The organism is Rothia sp. HMSC062H08 (assembly GCF_001810775.1).
Lineage (GTDB): Bacteria > Actinomycetota > Actinomycetes > Actinomycetales > Micrococcaceae > Rothia.
Window position 1 is genome coordinate 145,442 of sequence record NZ_KV802651.1, and the last position, 18,802, is coordinate 164,243.

17 protein-coding genes and 1 tRNA gene are annotated in these 18,802 nt (G+C 58.3%); 12 read left to right on the forward strand and 6 right to left on the reverse strand.

From position 1 onward, the window contains the following. Positions 1-130: 130 nt before the first annotated feature. Positions 131-1,162, reverse strand: a complete 1,032-nt coding sequence (locus tag HMPREF2765_RS00955; protein ID WP_049347329.1) for a 6-phosphofructokinase — start codon at positions 1,160-1,162, stop codon at positions 131-133. Positions 1,163-1,674: 512 nt separating this feature from the next. Further along, on the reverse strand, positions 1,675-2,877 hold the full coding sequence (locus HMPREF2765_RS00960) for a pyridoxal phosphate-dependent aminotransferase (protein ID WP_070604064.1): 1,203 nt from the start codon (positions 2,875-2,877) through the stop codon (positions 1,675-1,677). A 354-nt stretch (positions 2,878-3,231) separates the two neighbouring features. On the opposite strand from HMPREF2765_RS00960, the gene HMPREF2765_RS00965 reads away from it, so the two are divergent. The 12 genes from HMPREF2765_RS00965 to HMPREF2765_RS01020 all read left to right on the forward strand — a co-directional run bounded on the left by HMPREF2765_RS00965 (position 3,232) and on the right by HMPREF2765_RS01020 (position 15,004). Further along, a tRNA-Trp gene (locus tag HMPREF2765_RS00965) sits at positions 3,232-3,304 on the forward strand. A gap of 77 nt (positions 3,305-3,381) precedes the next feature. After that, on the forward strand, positions 3,382-3,660 hold the full coding sequence (secE, locus tag HMPREF2765_RS00970) for a preprotein translocase subunit SecE (RefSeq protein WP_049353360.1): 279 nt from the start codon (positions 3,382-3,384) through the stop codon (positions 3,658-3,660). A 104-nt stretch (positions 3,661-3,764) separates the two neighbouring features. Next, the gene (gene nusG, locus HMPREF2765_RS00975; protein ID WP_012903012.1) at positions 3,765-4,511 is read left to right on the forward strand and encodes a transcription termination/antitermination protein NusG; all 747 of its coding nucleotides are present in this window, start codon (positions 3,765-3,767) and stop codon (positions 4,509-4,511) included. Between the two features lie 267 nt (positions 4,512-4,778). Next, positions 4,779-5,207, forward strand: a complete 429-nt coding sequence (gene rplK / locus HMPREF2765_RS00980) for a 50S ribosomal protein L11 (protein ID WP_005504870.1) — start codon at positions 4,779-4,781, stop codon at positions 5,205-5,207. Between the two features lie 136 nt (positions 5,208-5,343). After that, the gene (rplA, locus tag HMPREF2765_RS00985) at positions 5,344-6,039 is read left to right on the forward strand and encodes a 50S ribosomal protein L1 (RefSeq protein ID WP_005504876.1); all 696 of its coding nucleotides are present in this window, start codon (positions 5,344-5,346) and stop codon (positions 6,037-6,039) included. A 240-nt stretch (positions 6,040-6,279) separates the two neighbouring features. Continuing rightward, positions 6,280-7,254: a TDT family transporter gene (locus HMPREF2765_RS00990; protein WP_012903013.1), complete on the forward strand. Its 975-nt coding sequence runs from the start codon at positions 6,280-6,282 to the stop codon at positions 7,252-7,254. Between the two features lie 101 nt (positions 7,255-7,355). Continuing rightward, positions 7,356-8,510: an ABC transporter ATP-binding protein gene (locus HMPREF2765_RS00995; RefSeq protein ID WP_070604065.1), complete on the forward strand. Its 1,155-nt coding sequence runs from the start codon at positions 7,356-7,358 to the stop codon at positions 8,508-8,510. Between the two features lie 399 nt (positions 8,511-8,909). Continuing rightward, on the forward strand, positions 8,910-9,440 hold the full coding sequence (gene rplJ / locus HMPREF2765_RS01000) for a 50S ribosomal protein L10 (RefSeq protein WP_005504882.1): 531 nt from the start codon (positions 8,910-8,912) through the stop codon (positions 9,438-9,440). Between the two features lie 155 nt (positions 9,441-9,595). Then, a complete protein-coding gene (gene rplL, locus HMPREF2765_RS01005; RefSeq protein ID WP_005504884.1) occupies positions 9,596-9,970 on the forward strand; it encodes a 50S ribosomal protein L7/L12 in 375 nt (124 codons plus the stop codon). 324 nt (positions 9,971-10,294) lie between these two features. Continuing rightward, a complete protein-coding gene (locus HMPREF2765_RS01010) occupies positions 10,295-11,836 on the forward strand; it encodes a glycoside hydrolase family 32 protein (RefSeq protein WP_070604066.1) in 1,542 nt (513 codons plus the stop codon). Positions 11,837-12,078: 242 nt separating this feature from the next. Then, positions 12,079-14,076 carry a PTS sucrose transporter subunit IIABC gene (locus HMPREF2765_RS01015; protein ID WP_070604067.1) on the forward strand — a complete coding sequence of 666 codons (1,998 nt, stop codon included), beginning with the start codon at positions 12,079-12,081 and terminating at the stop codon, positions 14,074-14,076. A 274-nt stretch (positions 14,077-14,350) separates the two neighbouring features. Next, complete coding sequence (locus HMPREF2765_RS01020) at positions 14,351-15,004, forward strand: GNAT family N-acetyltransferase (protein ID WP_070604068.1); 654 nt, start codon at positions 14,351-14,353, stop codon at positions 15,002-15,004. Positions 15,005-15,112: 108 nt separating this feature from the next. Here the strand turns inward: HMPREF2765_RS01020 and HMPREF2765_RS01025 are convergent, their stop codons facing one another. The 4 genes from HMPREF2765_RS01025 to HMPREF2765_RS01040 form a co-directional block, all read right to left on the reverse strand. Further along, positions 15,113-16,189, reverse strand: a complete 1,077-nt coding sequence (locus HMPREF2765_RS01025) for a LacI family DNA-binding transcriptional regulator (RefSeq protein ID WP_070604069.1) — start codon at positions 16,187-16,189, stop codon at positions 15,113-15,115. A gap of 136 nt (positions 16,190-16,325) precedes the next feature. Further along, entirely contained in the window at positions 16,326-17,639 is a 1,314-nt protein-coding gene (locus tag HMPREF2765_RS01030) for a molybdopterin molybdotransferase MoeA (protein ID WP_070604070.1), read from the reverse strand. Positions 17,640-17,776: 137 nt separating this feature from the next. Beyond that, the gene (locus HMPREF2765_RS01035) at positions 17,777-18,448 is read right to left on the reverse strand and encodes a molybdenum cofactor guanylyltransferase (protein ID WP_371440729.1); all 672 of its coding nucleotides are present in this window, start codon (positions 18,446-18,448) and stop codon (positions 17,777-17,779) included. Positions 18,449-18,462: 14 nt separating this feature from the next. Then, the gene (locus HMPREF2765_RS01040) at positions 18,463-18,729 is read right to left on the reverse strand and encodes a MoaD/ThiS family protein (RefSeq protein WP_049347307.1); all 267 of its coding nucleotides are present in this window, start codon (positions 18,727-18,729) and stop codon (positions 18,463-18,465) included. Between the last annotated feature and the right edge of the window lie 73 nt (positions 18,730-18,802).

Here is an 18,802-nt window from a genome sequence, read left to right on the forward strand (position 1 = left end):
CCCAAAACCGCCTGAACTAGAACCCATCCCAACTAGAACCGCGGAGGCGGACACTCGTTGCGAGTGCCCGCCTCCGCGGTTTTAGTATGAGTGCTCAGCGAGCTTGCTGAGCTTGCTGAGCTTGCGGGGTTTAGCGGCCGAAGAGGACGGCTGCTTCTTCCCAACGTTCCTGAGGTACGGACTTCAGACCGTCCAGTGCCTCTTCAAGGGGTACGTACTTGATCTCGGTGCCCTGAACGGAGACCATCTTGCCCCACTGCTTCTGAGCGACCATGTCGACTGCGCCCATGCCCAGGCGGGTTGCGAGCACGCGGTCGTAGCCGGTGGGTGCGCCACCGCGCTGGATGTGGCCCAGGATGGTGTTACGGGTTTCGACGCCGGTCATCTTCTCGATTTCGTGGGTGATGTACTCACCGATACCACCGAGGCGGGGACGACCGTCCTTCTCGGTACCCTTGTTTGCCATGACGTCGTCGAAGCCTTCGGGGATGAAGCCTTCAGCCACAACAACCAGGGGAGAGCGGCCGCGGTCGTGTACTTCCTTGACCCACTCTGCAACCTGCTCCATGGAGACCTTGACCTCGGGGATCAGGATTGCGTGTGCACCTGCAGCCATACCGGAGTGCAGGGCGATCCAACCGACGTGGCGGCCCATGACCTCTGCGACCATGCAGCGGTGGTGCGATTCACCGGTGGTGCGGATGCGGTCCATTGCCTCGGTTGCGATGGACACTGCGGTGTCGAAGCCGAAGGTGTAGTCGGTTGCGCGCAAATCGTTGTCGATGGTCTTGGGAACACCGATGACGGGCAGGCCTGCGTCTGCCAGACGCTTTGCGCCTGCGAGGGTGCCTTCACCACCGATAGCGACGATTGCGTCGATGCCGTGGCGTTCCATCATGATTTCGATGTTCTCGGGGCCACCGTTGGGGCCGTCGAAGGGGTTGGTGCGGGAGGTACCGATGATGGTGCCGCCCTGGGATGCCAGGCCGCGGACCTTCTGGCGGGGCAGGTCCATGTAGTCGCCTTCAACGACGCCTCGCCAGCCATCGCGGAAGCCGACGAATTCGTAGCCGTACTTCTTGACACCGTTGAGCACGGCGCCGCGGATGACAGCGTTCAGGCCGGGGCAGTCGCCGCCGGAAGTAAGCAGACCGATCTTCATATTGGCTCCTTGTTGATGTCTGCGCATTGGGGTGTTGTGCGCGCGTATATAACTATGACCTCCGCGATTTTGGCACGGGAATGTGTGCCGGTCGGGAGGTCGTTCTCTTGGTCTCTATTTTAGCGGTGTTTGGGTTGTGTTGGTAGTGGTGGAAAGGCGTGGGAATGCCCAAATCGCGGCATAAAAGTTCAGGTTTTTGAAACCTGTATGTTTGGGTTTGAAACACAAATAGCCGCCGCTTCCCACCTATGGCACCGAAGAGGCAAACGAGGCCTCCGCGCATCCGAAAAGATGCGGGAGGCCTCGAACGTTTTAAAAATATTTTTAAATCTTTGTGGGATTCCCGGTTTTTAGAGCAAGAAACGGTCAATAACCCTGTGATTGATCGTTTTGTGCCGGTTCATCCCACGTCTGAACCGCCCTCCCTACCGAACTGCAGTCCCCACTGATCTGCCGTCCCCACAGAGGTGAGTTGCACGGTTCAGCGGGCGCGGTCAGGGGGGGGGACGGAACTAGTCGCGTGCCTGACCGAGGAACTTCTGCAAGCGGTCCAGGCCCTCCGCCAGGTCCTCGTCGCTCAGGGCGTAGGAGAGGCGCAGGTAGCCGCTGGGACCGAATGCCTCGCCGGGAACTACGGCGACCTCAGCCTTTTCGAGGATGAGCTCGGTCAGCTCTGCGGTGGTCTGCGGGCGTACGCCTTCAATTTCCTTGCCGAGCAGTTCGCGTACGTCCGGGTAGGCGTAGAACGCGCCGGTGGGTACGGGACAGTGCACGCCTTCAATAGCGTTCAGACCATCTACGATGGTGCGGCGGCGGCGGTCGAAAGCTGCGTGCATGATTTCCACGTCGTCCTGCGGACCGGTCAGTGCGGCAAGGGCTGCGCGCTGGGCGATGTTGTTGACGTTGGAGGTCATGTGGGACTGCAGGTTGGAGGCTGCGGCGATGACGTCGCGCGGGCCAATCATCCAACCCACACGCCAACCGGTCATGGCGTAGGTCTTTGCCACGCCGTTGAGAATGACGCACAGGTCAGCGAGCTCGGGTACAGCCTTCAGGATGGAGACTGCCTGAACACCGTCATAGGTGAGGTGCTCGTAGATTTCATCGGTCAGCACGAAAATGCCCTTGGACAGAGCCCATTCGCCGATGGCGCGGGTTTCCTCTTCGGTGTAGACGGCACCGGTCGGGTTGGAGGGGGAAACGAAGATGAGCGCCTTGGTTGCGGGGGTGTAGGCGGCTTCGAGCTGCTCGACGGTGACCTTGTAGTGCTGGTCGCTACCGGCGAATACCTCGATGGGGTTGCCGCCTGCCAGGCGGATGCACTCGGGGTAGGTGGTCCAGTAGGGTGCGGGCAACAGAACGTCGTCGCCTTCGTCGATGACGGTTGCGAATGCCTGGTAGACCGCCTGCTTGCCGCCGTTGGTGATGACAACCTGGGAGGGGTCAATCTCTACGCCGGAGTCGCGCAGGGTCTTTTCCGCGATTGCCTTCTTCAGTTCGGGAAGACCGGAGGCGGGGGAGTATCGGAAGTTCTTGGGGTCGTTGAGCGCTTCGCGTGCGGCGTCCACAATGTGCGCGGGGGTGGGGAAGTCCGGTTCGCCTGCGCCGAAACCGATGACGGGGCGTCCCTGAGCCTTGAGTGCTTTTGCCTTTGCGTCGACGGCAAGGGTTGCGGAGGGTGCGATGGCACCGATGCGGCTTGAAATACGCGCCATGGGGCTCTCTTCTCTTTCTTCTTGTGCGCTGCCGGCGTGAAGTCGACAAGGAAATAGGTGATGGGAATGCACGTGTGGGACCAATCTGCGCCTGATGGGCGCGGGTGTGTGCGGCATTCCTCTTATTAGGATACGGTCCACTAGTAGTGATGCGGAACCCTTCGTCAAGGTATCTCAAGAGGTTTTTCGAAAAATATTACATTCTGAAGTTGCATCGGCCCCGAAAGATGGTTTACAGTTAGTTCTGCACCCGCAAGGGTGTAATTGTTTGCCCCTCTAAAGCCCACGGCTTAGGAGGCAATGGAGGAGTAGACAAGTGAGAAGCAACTCTCACACCTGAAGTTAACGCTTCAAAGGGTGGTGGCTCAATTGGTAGAGCAGCGGTCTCCAAAACCGCAGGTTGCAGGTTCGAGTCCTGTCCGCCCTGCTTTTATTGCCTCAATAACATCTTCGTACGCCCGTTCCCCGGGCGTACTTTTTTAGACTCAGAAAGGGGCAGAAGAAATGGCATCGTCTGCTACCGCCGAGAAGGCTGTTAAGCCCGGCGCATCGTCGAAGAGCGATAAGAAGCTCGGTTTCTTCGGCCGTATTTTTGCATTCCTCCGTGAAGTTATTGCGGAGTTGAAGAAGGTTACTACTCCCACCGGACGCGAACTGGTTGGTTACTTCTTCGGAGTTCTGTTCTTTGTCGTGGTGATGCTCCTGCTTATTTCTGGTCTGGATTATCTTTTCGGCCAGGGAGCATTCTGGATTTTCGGTAACGGAACGATTCAGCGTAACTAGTACAGGCTGCATCCTTATCTGGGGTGCCCCATCAGTGATTTCCCTCAGCACATTGGTGAGTGGGAGTCCCCTCTAGATGATTAACGATAGAAAGTAGGAGCGACGTGTCCGAGCAGGAACTGGTATCCGAGATTGAAGAGGTCGAGGTAGCCGCTGCTGAGGCTACTGAGGAGTCTGCGGCTATTGAGCAGCAGGCTGAGGAAGCTACCGAGGCTGTCGAGGTGGCTGAAGCAGCTGCTGAGGCGGCTGAGGAAGTCGACGCTCTGGAAGAATTCAAGTCCAAGCTGCGCCGTCAGGCGGGCGACTGGTACGTGGTGCACACCTACTCCGGTTACGAGAACAAGGTGAAGACCGGTATCGAGACCCGTATCCAGAACCTGGAAGCTGAAGATGAGATCTTCGAGGTTCAGGTTCCCATGGAGACCGTGGTTGAGTTCAAGAACACCGTGAAGAAGACCATCCGCCGCGTGCGCGTTCCCGGTTACGTTCTGGTGCGTATGGAACTGACCGACCACTCGTGGGGCGTTGTCCGCCACACCCCCGGTGTGACTGGCTTCGTGGGTCAGGATGCGTACAACCCGGTCCCGCTGCGCATGGACGAGGTTTTCGACATGCTCCTGCCGGTCTTCGAAGAGCAGCAGCAGAGCCAGGGCCTGCCCGTTTCCAAGCCCGTTATCGAGTCCGACTACACCGTGGGCGAGAACGTCCGCGTGAAGTCCGGTGCTTTCGAGGGCATGGACGCTACCGTTTCGGAGATCAAGGGCGAGTCCCAGCAGATTGTCGTGATGATTTCCGTCTTCGGTCGCGACACCCCGGTGACCTTGAGCTTCACCGAGATCGAAAAGATTTAACGCTTCTAGCGTGTGAATATGAGCCTCGCACTGTTGGTGCGGGGCTCATATTTTGTGTCGGCTTTGTAAGCGGCATTAGTTGTGCAGACGAGGTTTAATCTTTCTGCTAGCTGGCGCTGGATTAAGTCGCTGATTAACGCTAGAATATTGGTTTGTGTATGCGCATGTCACGCTTTCATGTGGATGCACGGGTGACCGCGCCACGGTCACCGTCTTGCCGGCGTACGCTCCTGTGCGTCGGTTCCCAGCTAAGAAAAGGACCCTACATTGGCTCCCAAGAAGAAGGTCACTGGCCTCATCAAGCTGCAGATCCAGGCAGGCGCCGCTAACCCGGCTCCCCCCGTCGGCCCCGCACTGGGCTCGCACGGTGTGAACATCATGGAGTTCTGCAAGGCATACAACGCTGCAACTGAGTCGCAGCGCGGTAACATCATCCCCGTTGAGATTACCGTCTACGAGGATCGCTCCTTCACCTTCATCACCAAGACTCCTCCGGCTTCCCAGCTGATCAAGAAGGCTGCTGGCGTTGCTAAGGGCTCCGCTGTTCCTCACACCACCAAGGTTGGTTCGCTGACCGAGGCTCAGGTGCGCGAGATCGCTGAGACCAAGATGCCCGACCTGAACGCAAACGACCTGGATGCTGCATCCAAGATCATCGCAGGTACCGCTCGTTCCATGGGTATCACCGTCGAGTAATTTCGGTTCGCCGAATAGCCGAGTAATCGGCACCGTAGATTTTCTACACAGAACTTGTAAATGCCCGTCGTATGGACGGGATGTGGCAGAGCCGAGCGCGGCTCACGAGACCACAACTGCATAAGGAGAAAAGCAGATGGCAAAGCGCAGCAAGGCGTACAAGGCAGCTGTAGCCAAGATTGAAGAGGGTAAGCTCTACACCCCCGCTGAGGCAGTTGCCCTGGCGAAGGAAACCTCTTCCACCAAGACCGACGCAACCGTTGAGGTTGCAATGCGTCTGTCCGTTGACCCCCGTAAGGCAGACCAGATGGTTCGCGGTACCGTGAACCTGCCCCACGGCACCGGTAAGACCGCTCGCGTGGTCGTTATCGCAGCAGGCCCCAAGGCTGCTGAGGCTGAGGCAGCTGGCGCTGACTACGTTGGTTCCGACGAGCTGATCGCAAAGATCGCTGGCGGCTGGACTGACTTCGACGCAGCGGTTGCAACCCCCGACATGATGGGCAAGGTCGGCCGCCTGGGTAAGATCCTGGGTCCCCGTAACCTGATGCCGAACCCCAAGACCGGTACCGTGACCATGGATGTTGCAAAGGCTGTTGCAGACATCAAGGGCGGTAAGATCGACTTCCGCGTTGACCGTAACTCCAACCTGCACTTCATCATCGGTAAGGCTTCCTTCACCGCTGAGCAGCTTGAGGAGAACTTCCAGGCAGCTCTGGAAGAGGTTAACCGTCTGAAGCCCTCTTCGGCTAAGGGTCGTTACATCTCCAAGGCAACCGTTGCTACCACCTTCGGCCCCGGTATCCCCGTTGATCCGGCTGCCGTTGCTGCCTAAGGTATGCACCTGTAGCTTCTAGCATTCGCTAGTGATCGCCCCCGACGTTTAGGCGTCGGGGGCGATTTTTTATAGGATTGAAACGATAGAGCGATTTTTAGCCCCCGGGTTCTGGCTCTGAGTTCTGGCCCCGAGTTCTGACTCTAGCTGGCTTTGACGTTATCTCTGCCCGGAGCTCTCGAGACAATATTGGGGCTGCGTGTCCCCAACCTGCCCTACAACCATGAGAGGTAAAACCTAATGCCTTCTTCCCTTCAGAGCGAGCAGAGCGCCCGTCGCGGTCTCAGCGTGCCGGTCAATTATTTTGCGGTAGCGCTGGGCACCGGTGCTTTGGGCGCTGCCTGGCGTACCGGTGCGTCGAAGGGAATGGCACCTGATTGGGTAGGGGAGAGTATCCTGGCTTTTAACGCTGTGGTGTGGCTGCTCCTTGTGGGGTTTTTGATTCATTCGGTGGTGAAGTACCGTGCGTGGGTGCGTAGTTTTTGGGAGCATCCGGCGCGTACCTGCTTCTTTTCGCTGATTCCGGCGACGACGGCGCAGGTGGGTGCGGCTCTCTACCCGTATGCGGAGGTTCCGGCGCTGACTCTGGTGGTGCTGGGAGCTGTGGGGCAGCTGTACTTTGCCTCTCACCGCATTGCCGGTACGTGGCGTGGTGGGTATGTGCCTGAGGCTGCCTCGCCGGTGCTGTATCTGCCGACTGTGGCGACAAATTTTGCGACCGCTACGGCGATGGGTTTTGTGGGGTGGCACGATATGGCGATGCTCTTCTTCGGTGCGGGTCTGATTTCGTGGTTCAGTGTCGAGGCCGCGATTCTGAGCCGCCTGCGCACCCTGGCCCCGCTACCTCAGGGGGAGCGCGGCATTATTGGTATTCAGATGGCGCCGCCTTTTGTGGGTGGTAACGCGTACCTGGCGGCTAATGGCGGTATGGTGGACTGGTTCTTTTTGGTGCTGACCGGTTATGGCATTCTGCAGTTGTTCTTCTTGATGCGTTTGCTCCCGTGGACTCTTGAGGGTGGTTTCTCGATGAGCATGTGGGGTTTCTCGTTCGGTATGGCTTCCATGGCGGCGAGCGGTATTCGCTTGACGGCTGCTGGCTCGCTGGGGTTGGTGGGTCCTGCGCTAACGGTGGCGGGTACGGCTTTCCTCATTTTCCTGTGGGTGGGTACGCTGCATTTGGCGTTGAAGGGGCGTTTGCTGGTACGACCGAGCTAGGGCGCTCACATGAGACTCTGGTGCGAGGTTCGCGCGCTGTTTTATGACGGTGCTTATCTTCTGCACGCGTGCCGGGCACAAGTTTCGGCGATAATGGGGGAATGACTTCTGCATCCTACTCTTCTGCCGCGGCGGAGCCTTTTGAAGGCCTGCGTATTCGAGGTGTCGCTAAGACCTTTGGCACTGATACGACGGTTCTAAACGAGATTGACCTGGATGTTCACCCCGGCGAGCTGATTTCTCTGGTTGGTTCTTCGGGTACGGGCAAGTCCACTCTGCTGCGCATTATTGCCGGTTTGGAGGAACCGAGCGCGGGTCGGGTGACCTATGCCGGTCAGCCTCTAGAGCGCGGTTCGGTGGGTGTGGTTTTTCAGCGCCCTATTCTGTACCCGCACCTGAGCGTGAAGGACAATATTCTCTTCCCAATCCGGCTGGGCGCGTTCTCGGGTGGGGTTGATATGGACTACTACCGCGAGCTGCTGGAGGCGTTGAAGCTTGAGGGTTTGGAGTCCCGTAAGCCTTCGCAGCTGTCGGGTGGTCAGGCTCAGCGTGTGGGTATTGCGCGTGCTTTGATTCGTCGTGCCCCGGTGGTTCTTTTTGATGAGCCGCTGGCGAGTGTGGATGAGCAGATGAGCGCGAGTATCCGTGCGGACATTGTGCGTCTGCACGAGCGCTACGGTTTTACGGGCCTGTACGTGACCCATGATCAGAATGAGGCGCTCATGCTGGGTCAGCGGGTGGCGGTGATGGATGCCGGTTATCTGGTGCAGGTGGATACTCCGGAGCGTCTGCTGGCGCATCCGCATACTCTGCAGGTGGCGAAGCTTATGGCGGCGCCCGCGCTGAACCTATTGGCTCTTGAGGATTCTGAGGCTCTTCCTGCTGGGTGCGAGCTGGCGATTCGTGCGACCGCTTTGTGCCCCGTGGCGGCAGATGCTGCTCATGCTCTGCCGGTGCAGGTGCTCGGTAGCCGCCATCTGGTGGGTGGCATGCTGTACCGCGCGCGTCTGTTGGATGCGGTGTCTCTGCCTCTGGAATCTCGGCGGGCTTCGGCGGATTCTGAGCTGAGTACCCGAATGTGTGCCCAAGTGCGTGCTGGTCAGGAGCTTGAGTTCTTTATCTCGGATGCGCAGGGCGCCACCTTGAACGGCACCTCCCCGAACAGTACTTTCCTGAGTGTGGGGGAGCGGGTGCACCTGGGTGTGGCGGCGGAGCGTTGCTTCTTGTTCTCGGGCGGAAAGCGTTTTTACCTCTAGAACACGGTTTCTGGGCTTTTCAACCGGACCTTTTAGGTTGGAGAAAGAGCGGTTAATTGGCTTAAAAGGGGTCTTTAAGTGATTAATCCCGCTTAATCACGTTTTTAACTTGCGACTCGGGCTTTAACCTGAGATGATGAATGAACCAAAGACCGCCGGTCTAGAACTATGTCCTTTATCGCCACCTCGGTGGAGACGAAGAACAGAGTTCTGATAAGAGCAGATTTCACTAGAAATCGCCGCCCGCGTAGGTAATTCGAAGTGAATAGTCGTTGCCCTGATTTAGGGTGCCGTCTATCGTGCCTCGTACGCCTACGCGTCGGGGCATTTTTTATTGCTTGCAATAAATGCTTCGAGGCTCTACCGGCGACCTTACAAGAATCGGAAGAAGGAACTACCATGGCGACTCAGGAAAAGATCGCTGCAGTATCCGAGCTGAAGGAACTCTTCGAAGCTTCGAACGCAGTCATCCTGACCGAATACCGCGGTCTCACTGTTGCACAGCTCAAGGAGCTGCGCCGCGCACTCGGTGCAGAGACCGAATACGCCGTGGTGAAGAACACGCTGGCTGCTATCGCAGCTAAGGAAGCTGGCATCGACGCATTCGAAGGCCACCTCCAGGGTCCCTCCGCACTGGCATTCATCAAGGGCGACCTGATCGATGCTGCTAAGGGCCTGCGTGACTTTGCCAAGGCTAACCCCCAGCTGATCGTGAAGAACGGTTACTACGAAGGTGCCGCTCTGACCGAGGACGACGTCAAGCGCTACGCTGACCTGGAATCCCGCGAGGTTCTGCTGTCCAAGGTTGCAGGTGGTGCAAAGGCTACCATCGCACGCATCGCACAGGTTGTGGACGCACTGCGCGTCAAGCTGGAGGAGCAGGAAGGCGCAGCTCCCGCTGCTGCCGAGGAGGCTTCGGAAGAGGCATAAGCCCCTTTCGTGCTACTGCACCAGCGCTGAGATACTCAGCAGCGTGAACGCGAATAGCGTGTAACGCACCCTAAATTTGACCGACCCTCTCGGGTAGGTACTGAAGATTTACACCGCGGGCGTCAGCCCGCACCAGATAGTGAAGGAGCCAAACAATGGCTAAGCTGTCCATCGAAGAACTCATTGCAGCATTCAAGGAACTGTCCCTCGTTGAGGTTTCCGAGTTCGTCAAGGCATTCGAGGAAGAGTTCGACGTCACCGCAGCTGCTCCCGTTGCAGTTGTAGCAGGCGGCGCAGCAGGCGAGGCTGCTGAAGAGAAGTCCGAGTTCGACGTTATCCTGGAGTCCGCTGGCGACAAGAAGATCGCAGTGATCAAGGAAGTTCGTGCCCTGACCTCCCTCGGCCTGAAGGAAGCAAAGGACCTGGTTGACAGCGCTCCCAAGGCTCTGCTCGAGGGCGTTTCCAAGGAAGACGCTGAGAAGGCTAAGGAGCAGCTCGAGGCTGCTGGCGCAACCATCACCCTCAAGTAATCGACTTCTTCTCGATTCTTACGCGGGCGGTGCATCCATTGGATGTGCCGCCTCGCGGCATTTAACGGCCCCGCACCTACCCCGGCATGAAGACTGGGGGAGGTGCGGGGCTTTGCCGTAGCCGCTCTTTTCTCCTGTAGCAAACGGGGTATACGCTACATATTCGGCAGGTGGCGGTATAAGCCGCTGTGACCATCCTGTGCCCCGGATGAGAGAGGCTGAGAGCACTGTGGTGCCTCTCTCCTAGAGCCCGGTAACGGGGGAGCGGTGCCGTATGATGGGATGAGACAACCCAGACATTCCTTTGCACGAAAGCGGATAGACATGAGCGAGCAGAAGAAAAAGAAGAAGAGCGCAACCGAGCGACCCGCCCGCGACTTGGCGGCTGAAGCACAGCAGGTCCTGGACGCTTTCGGTGCCGGTGTTCGTGAAGACCGCGATTACCCGGCTCTACACCTGGCGCCTCCCGTGGGTCGTCTGAACGACCCGAACGGTCTGGTCTTCGATGGTAAGCGTTATCACGCCTTCTACCAGTACTCGCCCCTGCACCCGGAGCGTATGGTCTACTGGCGTCATGCGGTGAGCGAGGACCTGACCCACTGGACCGATGAGGGTACCGCGCTGGTTCCCGATAGCCGCTACGACTCGCACGGCTGCTACTCCGGCTCCGGTATTAAGGTTCCCGGCGGTTTTGAGTTCTTCTACACCGGTAACGTGAAGGACGAAAAGGGCAACCGCGAAACCTACCAGATTCTCGCAACCGCTGGTGAGGACGCGAAGCCGACCCGTCAGTTGCCCCCGCTGATTTCCGGCCCCGCAAAGGGCTACACCGCGCACTACCGTGACCCGCACGTCTTTGAACGTAACGGCGAATGGTGGATGGTTATTGGCGCTCAGCGTGAGGATCTGACCGGCGCTGTGGTCGTGTACACCTCCGCTGATCGCCGCGAGTGGACCTTCCGCGGTGAGCTGGGTATCAAGGATAAGACCCTCAAGGGCACCTACATGTACGAGTGTCCTTCGCTGCTGAGCATGCGCGATGAGCTGACCGGCGAGATCCGTGACGTGCTGATTTTCAGCCCGCAGGGCATGCAGCCCTTCGGCGAGAAGTATAACAACATTTTCCAGAGCGGCTACATTGTCGGTTCGCTGGATAACGAGACCCTCAAGTTCACCGTGGAGGCCCCTTTCACCGAGCTGGATGCCGGTTTCGAGTTCTACGCACCGCAGACTATCTCCGGTACCGGTCTGACCGCCGACCCGAAGGCACCGCACACCGTGAGCGGCGATGCCCCGGTGATGATTGCGTGGCTGGGTAACGCAGCCCAGGACGACCTGCCCTCGTGGAGTCACCGCTGGGTGCACATGTTCACCTACCCGCGTGAGCTGCACCTGCGTAACGGCAAGATTTTCCAGCGCCCGGTTCCGCAGCTGAACGACGCGATGAAGATGACCCCGCTGTACCGCGAGGAGGAGAAGGGTAAGCTCGTCGAGCTGAAGAATGCCCTGACCTTCCGTCTGCGCGGCCGCGTGAACGTCTCTGACGAGTGCGTGAAGCTGAAGATCAAGGACACTCACGGCGTGGCACTGAGCATCGTTCTGGATAAGGACTTTGTGCAGATGGACCGTGGCGGTACCCGCTACACCGAGGGTGGCAGCCTGCGCCGTCGAACCCTGAAGCGTTCGAAGATTCGCGAGTTTGACCTGCTTGTGGACGGTTCGGCTACCGAACTGTACGTGGGTGGCAAGCTGGTTGCCTCCATGGGCGCTGAGGTTATGACCGCTCGCACCTTCTTCAAGGGCGATAAGCGCCGCGTCCGCCTGACCGGTGGCGAGGTGCTGTCCCTGGAGTATGGCCGCCTCTAAGCCATTTTCTAGGCGTTGGGAGCCGCCTATGCGGGTAGTTTCCGGTAATTTCTGAATATGTTTGAGAGCTCACTCTCCGTGTGGAGAGTGGGCCCTCGCTTTTAAGAACTTTCCCGTGATACCATGTTTTACATCTGATATGTCAAACGTATGACATATACATGACATGCACACACAGACATGTCACCCCACCCCATTTACAAAGCATCATACGGTGGTGCTCCAAACAAAGGAGAGCGAGCGTGGACCACAAGTCAGTGGCACAGCGCGTGCTGAAGGACGTCGGTGGCGCCGGCAACATCGTTGCAGCCGCACACTGCGCAACCCGCCTTCGCCTCGTCCTGAAGAACCAGGACAAGGTCGACCAGGCAGCAATCGACAACGACGAGGATCTTAAGGGCAGCTTCCTCAATGCTGGCCAGTTCCAGATTATCGTCGGCCCCGGCGACGTTAACGAGGTACACAAGCACCTTATCGCCGCTGGCGCACCCGAAGCATCTAAGGATGATCTCAAGGAAATCGCCTCCAAGCAGGGCAACATCGTTTCCCGCTTCATTAAGACCATTGCTGATATCTTCGTCCCGCTGATTCCGGTTCTGGTCGGTGGCGGTATGCTGATGGCAATCAACAGCGTGCTGACCTCCAAGGGTATCTTTGGTCCCGAGAGCTTCATCGCAATGCACCCCGAGTGGGCTGACTTTGCAGACATCATCAACCTGCTCTCCGCAGCTCCCTTCGCCTTCCTGCCCGTGCTGGTTGGCTTCTCCGCAACCAAGGTCTTCGGCGGTAATCCTTACCTGGGCATGACCATGGGTGCCGCGATGGTTTCCCCGGCCCTAATGAACGGCTACAGTGTCGCAGCATCCCTGGCGGGTGCTGAAGGCACCGACCCGATGAAGTACTGGAACCTCTTCGGTCTGCAGGTTCAGCAAGCGGGTTACCAGGGTACCGTGCTGCCCATTATGCTGGTCGCCTTCATCCTGGCGAATATCGAGAAGTTCTTCCACAAGGTCCTCAAGGGCACCATCGACTTCATCTTCACCCCCACTCTGACCATCCTCATCACCGGCTTCCTGACCTTTATTCTGGTCGGTCCCCCGATGTTCCAGCTGGGTACCTGGTTGGGCGAGGGCGTGAACTGGCTCTACACCGTTGCCGGCCCGCTCGGCGGTCTGGTCTTCGGTACCTTCTACGCATTCATCGTGATGACCGGTATGCACCAGGCATTCCCGCCCATCGAGATGAGCCTGTGGGCTACCGGTGGTTCCTTCATCTTTGTTGTCGCGTCGATGTCTAACGTGGCGCAGGGTGCTGCTGCAGCCGGTGTTGCGCTGACCACCAAGAACAAGAAGATTAAGGGTATTGCTTCGGCATCTGCACCCTCGGCATTCCTGGGTATTACTGAGCCCGCAATGTTCGGTGTGAACCTGGCTCTGCGCTGGCCCTTCTACATTGCTATTGTTTCCGCAGGTATCGGTGCAATGGTCGCTTCCATCCTGAATGTGAAGGCAATTGCTCTGGGCGCCGCTGGTTACATCGGCTTCCCCTCCATTAGCCCCACTACCGGCGCGGGCTGGGCTGGCTTCTTCGGCTGCCTCATCCTGACCACCGTTATCGCTTTCGTTGCCTCCTTTATCTGGGGTAAGAAGGTTGAGGCTGGCAACACTGAGGCACCCGCTGCACCCGCTGCTGCCGCTCCCGTTGCCACCGTAGCTGCTGCCGCAGCTCCCGCCGCCGCTGTAGCATCTGAGGCTGGCGAGAGCGTCGAAATCGGTTCCCACATGGTCGGTTCCGTGGTTCTGCTGGCTGACGTCAAGGATCCCACCTTCTCCTCCGGCGCACTGGGTGCAGGCACCGCAGTGGAGCCCACCGAAGGTAAGCTCTACGCACCGGCTGACGGCAAGATCACCGTTGCATTCCCTACCGGCCACGCATACGGTCTGCGCACCGAGGACGGCCTGGATCTGCTGATGCACATCGGCATGGACACCGTTGAACTCGACGGCAAGCACTTCGAGCCCAAGGTTGCTAAGGGTGACACCGTCAAGCGCGGCGACGTCATCGCTGAGTTCGATATCCCCGCCATCAAGGCTGCTGGCTACCCGCTGGCAACCCCCATGGTGATTACCAACGCCAAGAAGGCGGCTGCTTCGGTTGAAGATGTTCAGGCTTCGGGCGCATCGGTGACCAGCGCAGATTCGCTGCTGAAGGTTGCACTGAAGGCAAAGGCTAACGCATAGTCTGCACTCTTAATGAGTAGATAACCTCAACGTGATGTACACCCCGTACCCCTCTTCCTAGAGTTGGTGCGGGGTGTACATTTTTTCCTGCAAAAGTGTGAAAAATGGTTATGAATAAATATGCGCAAAAATTATGCATAATGGTGCAATATTAGTCGATGCACATTTAGTGCATAACTGTGAAAAATGTATTGATAAGGCATGATTTATTGGCCAGGAGTGAATAATCCAGCTAATATTTATGTATACTTTCAAGCTTTTGTAAAGGGTGAATATGACCTTAGCTTCCTATACTGTCCGCACCGCCGAGCCTCATGAATATGCTGACGCGCTCGAAGTGCTGATTGCCGCATTCGACGGTGACCCTGCCATGATGGCAATCATCGCGGGCGGTAGCCGCCGACAGGAGCTCGCCAAACTCCGCGCCATTATGACCCTGCAGGTCTACGGCAACTTCCAGGATCGCGGACGTATCGACATCGCCATCGACGAATCCACTGGAAAGATTGTGGGTGTTTGCCTCTGGAGCACCCCCGAATCCCAGGAAGGATCCTTCCTCAACGAACTCAAGCAGATAGGCGCCTACTACAAGGCTCTCGGCTGTAAAACCCTGATGCGAGCCATCACGATGGAGCTGCATCTGCTCAAGTACCGCCCCGCCTACAAGCACTGGTACCTCTTCAATATCGGTGTTCTCGAAGAGTACCGCGGTCGCGGCATCGGCTCGAAGCTACTTGACTACGGCACCGAACGCATCGGCGACTACCCCGCCTACCTTGAAGCCTCGACCTACGACAGCGCTCGCCTCTACGAGCGCCGCGGATTCTTCTCCCTCGGCCCGCTCCACGGTATCTTCTCCAAGGCGCACGCCGTTGGCATGGTTTACCCCGGTACCGGCCCCACCGAAATTGTGCAGCGCAACTCCTAAAACTTCCGGGCGCTAATACAAACCGATAAATGTATATACAAAAGCCGCCCCACCGTGAGCACTCGCACGGTGGGGCGGTTTTTATGTTTCTATAATTCTTGAATAATCTTATTGCAGCTCGTCCGGGGCAGAGGTATCAGGCTGAATTTGGTCCAACGCTGGAATAGTGCGCACCGTAGTCCCCAAATGAAGCTCAACGGGGAGTACATCAGCTGCCTGCGTAATCGGAGGAACCTGATCGGCGGGGGAATCCTGCTGCTGTAGCTCAATGAGCTCCAGCAGACGCTGCGCGGTACGCTCTGCCATGCCCTCAATCGGCTGAACCACGGTCGCCAACTCCGGCATGAGCAGCTGAACGCTCTGCGTGCCATCGTAACCAATCACCTGGAAATCCTCCGGAACACGAATAGCGCGTGCGCGCGCCCAGCCCAGCGCCAACGCGGCGTAATTATCGTTGGAGGCAAAGACCGCGTCCACCGGCTCCGGACTATCGGCGCGTTCATCAAGGTAGCGGTAGAGCACCTCACGTTTAATACCCAGTGAAGGACGGAAGCCCAGCTCCAGGAACTCCGGCATGAGTCCGGCTTCGAGCATTGCCTCACGGTATCCGCGCTGACGCTCATTGTGCTCACCCAGGGTTGATGTCACGTGCACAATATTCTGCGCACCCGTGGCGATGAGGTGCTCCGTGGCGGCGCGAGCGCCTCCGTAGTTATCGGAGCGAATATTCGGGTAGAAACCGCTTTCGAGACGGTCTACGGTCACCAGGGGAGCCTGTGCATGCGGAATGTTAACCAGCGCGTCTGAGTGGGCGCCACTGATGATGCCGTCCACCTGATTGGAGAAGAGCATCTCCAGGTAGCGCTTCTCTTGCTCGGGATGATCGTCGCTATTGCAGAGAATGACCCGGTAGCCCTCTTCGGCAAGGTAGCTTTCGAGGCGGTACACCATCTCCCCGTAGAAGGGGTTCGCAACCGTGGGGAAGATGAGGCCCACCATCTGCGAGCGCTGACCCTGCAGGCTGCGGGCGATGGCATTGGGTCGATAGCCGAGTTCCCGCATCGCGTCGTGGACCTTGGTGCGGGTATTTTCGCTCAGGTAGCCGCGGTTATTGAGTACGCGGGAGACTGTGGTCGGGGAGACGCCCGCTAGGGCTGCAACGTCGCTGAGTTTGGGCTTTGCCATGGGGGCTCCCTTCGTTATGCTAAACGATTGACATATCTCTCTACTATACCTTCTTCACGGGGGCTAACGTGGCCTCAAAAACCAGAAAAAACGCTTTTCCCCTGTGCTGTCAAACGCACCGATTTATCGTACCGGTCTACAGCACCGGAATAATCGGAACGCGAGCCCCCACCTCATGCGCAGAACCCCGCACCGAAGAATCATCCAACACCGCGCAGTGAGTAGCCGCCGCCAACGAGGACAGCATATGCGACGCCGACTTCGGCAGAGGATACGCCACACCATCACGCACCGACACCGGAAGCAGACGAGCCCCTGCCGGCTTACGCAAAGTATCCACCGGATCACCCAGAACTGCCGAATCCAGCTCAGGAAGAGGCATATCCCTCATACCAGCCAAAAGCGGCGGCAAATACGAATACAAAGCCGTGTACGCAGCCAAAGGATTACCCGGAAGACCCAACACAAAACGCTCACGACCCGAATTCGGGCCCGTCTCCGGAACCGGCAAACGCGCAGCCAACGCAGGATGACCCGGACGCACATCCACCGACTCAAACAGATAGGTTGCGCCCATATCGTTGAGCACTTTACGCACCAAATCAACACCCGAGGTGCTTGACCCGCCCGTAAACACCAGCACACGAGCCGTCGACGTAGACAAGAATGTGCGGAACTCGGACTCAACATCCGCCAGACGAATTGAAGGGCGCGCCTCGCAGCCCGCAGAAATAATCGCATGCTCCATAAAGCCGCCAAACGCATCACGCACCTGACCCGGCGCAGGCACACCAAACGTAATGACCTCATTACCCGTAAACGCGCAACGCACCGGAATCGGAGCATACACCGGCAACTCATCAAAACCATTCGTGCCCAAAAACGCAGCCATACGAGCAGACACACGGTCACCGTGGCGCGCCAACAGCTCGCCACGCTCCAGCTCAGCACCAGCATGGCGAATATCAGCACCCGGTGCCGGAGGCTCAAAACCTTCCGCCATATCCAAGTAATGAATGCTCGCCTGAGTCTCCAAATGAGCGCTCACGCCCGGATGCGAAGAACCCTCCGCACCTTCATACAGACGCGAATGCTCCTCACGCACAATCGCCTCCGCGCCCTCCGGGATCAAGCCACCCGTCAGAATTGGGGTCGCCTCACCCGGAGCAATCGGCACCGTTAGACGGTGAATATTCGCGCGAGAATCCTCCGGGTACGCAGGAGTCACCAGACGCCACGGAGGCACACCCGCCACAGCGTAACCGTCCATCGCGGAAGAGCTGTAGTGGGGCACCGGCATCACCGAATAAATATCGGCCGCCAAATAATGGCCAATCGTCGCCAACAGCGGCAAAGATTCCGTCTTAACATGGGGCGCAACCTGCTGGCCCTCCTCATGCAGAATCTGACGGGCCTGCTGCCACGAAACAGAAGGAATATGGTGAGACATCGTACCTCGTAAAAGTGTGTGCGGGACGCGCAACAGCGCGCGAGCTCAAAAACATCGCCGGGTCGGGCGTTAAGAACTGAGACCTACCACTAGGGTACTCGTAGCTTGGCAACTAGCGCTCCCGCGCGCCTCAGATGCTAATAACTCGACCAGAGCGAAGTCGTATAGCCAAGAGCCTGCGCCTGCTCCCACGTATCAACATCGGCGGTATCAGCGGCAGACATCTCCACCGCCGCGGGGTTCAAACGGCGCAAAAAAGAACGAACAGAAGCGTCAGTCGTGCCGGTCGAAAAGACCGAACGGATCGCCTCAAAATGGTAAATACCCACCAGGGGCTGATAGATGCCCTCAGCGACACCCCAGAAACCTGCAGATGATTCAGAATCGGTGGGGGAGAAGCCCGCCGCGCGCTCAGCATTTCGCGCCGCAGCAATCAGCTGCTGAACCGCCGGGGCAACACGCGGAGTATCCACACCCAAAATCAGGCACCATTCGGGCAGAGGCACCTGAGAGCGCTCGCAATCGGCCGCAATACACTCCAACCCGGCATGAATCGCCGCAGCAGGACCCGAAAACGGCGGATCCTCACGAGTGCGCAACACCCCCGACGGCAAGGGTAGGCTCTCCGGACCCACCACCACGCGCGGGGATGCGGTGGCCACCGCCTCCAGGGCACAACCCAGCAGGGTATTCGTGCCATCAGACAGAGACGCCTTCGGCACGTGGTTCAGGCGGCGAGAAGCGCCTCCGGCAACTACGACCGCGGCGCACGAAAAATCGCCCTCGGCGGGGAGCCGGGAACCGGGCATCTTATCCGCCCGCATTATCCACCCGCAAAGGGAGGCAGAAAGTCCACACGATCGGCATCCTGCAGCGGAGCCTGCGCATCAGAACGGGCACCATTGACCAGGAACGAGCACTGCTCCATGACCTGCGCAAGAGTCAGACCCGAAGGGGTTGTGCCCTCCAAGCTCTGGCCCAGATGCTCAATCAGCGCGCCAAGAGTTGCAGACGGCAGCTCAGCCAGGGGCACCGACAGCTGCGCGGTACCCGCCGCAGAACGCGCGGCAGCGAAAAAATGAACCTGCATAATGCTCCTCAATCCTTGAATAAACTCTGAGTAGGGTAGCCGAAAGCCAGGGGGTAAGGTGGCAGTAAAAGAC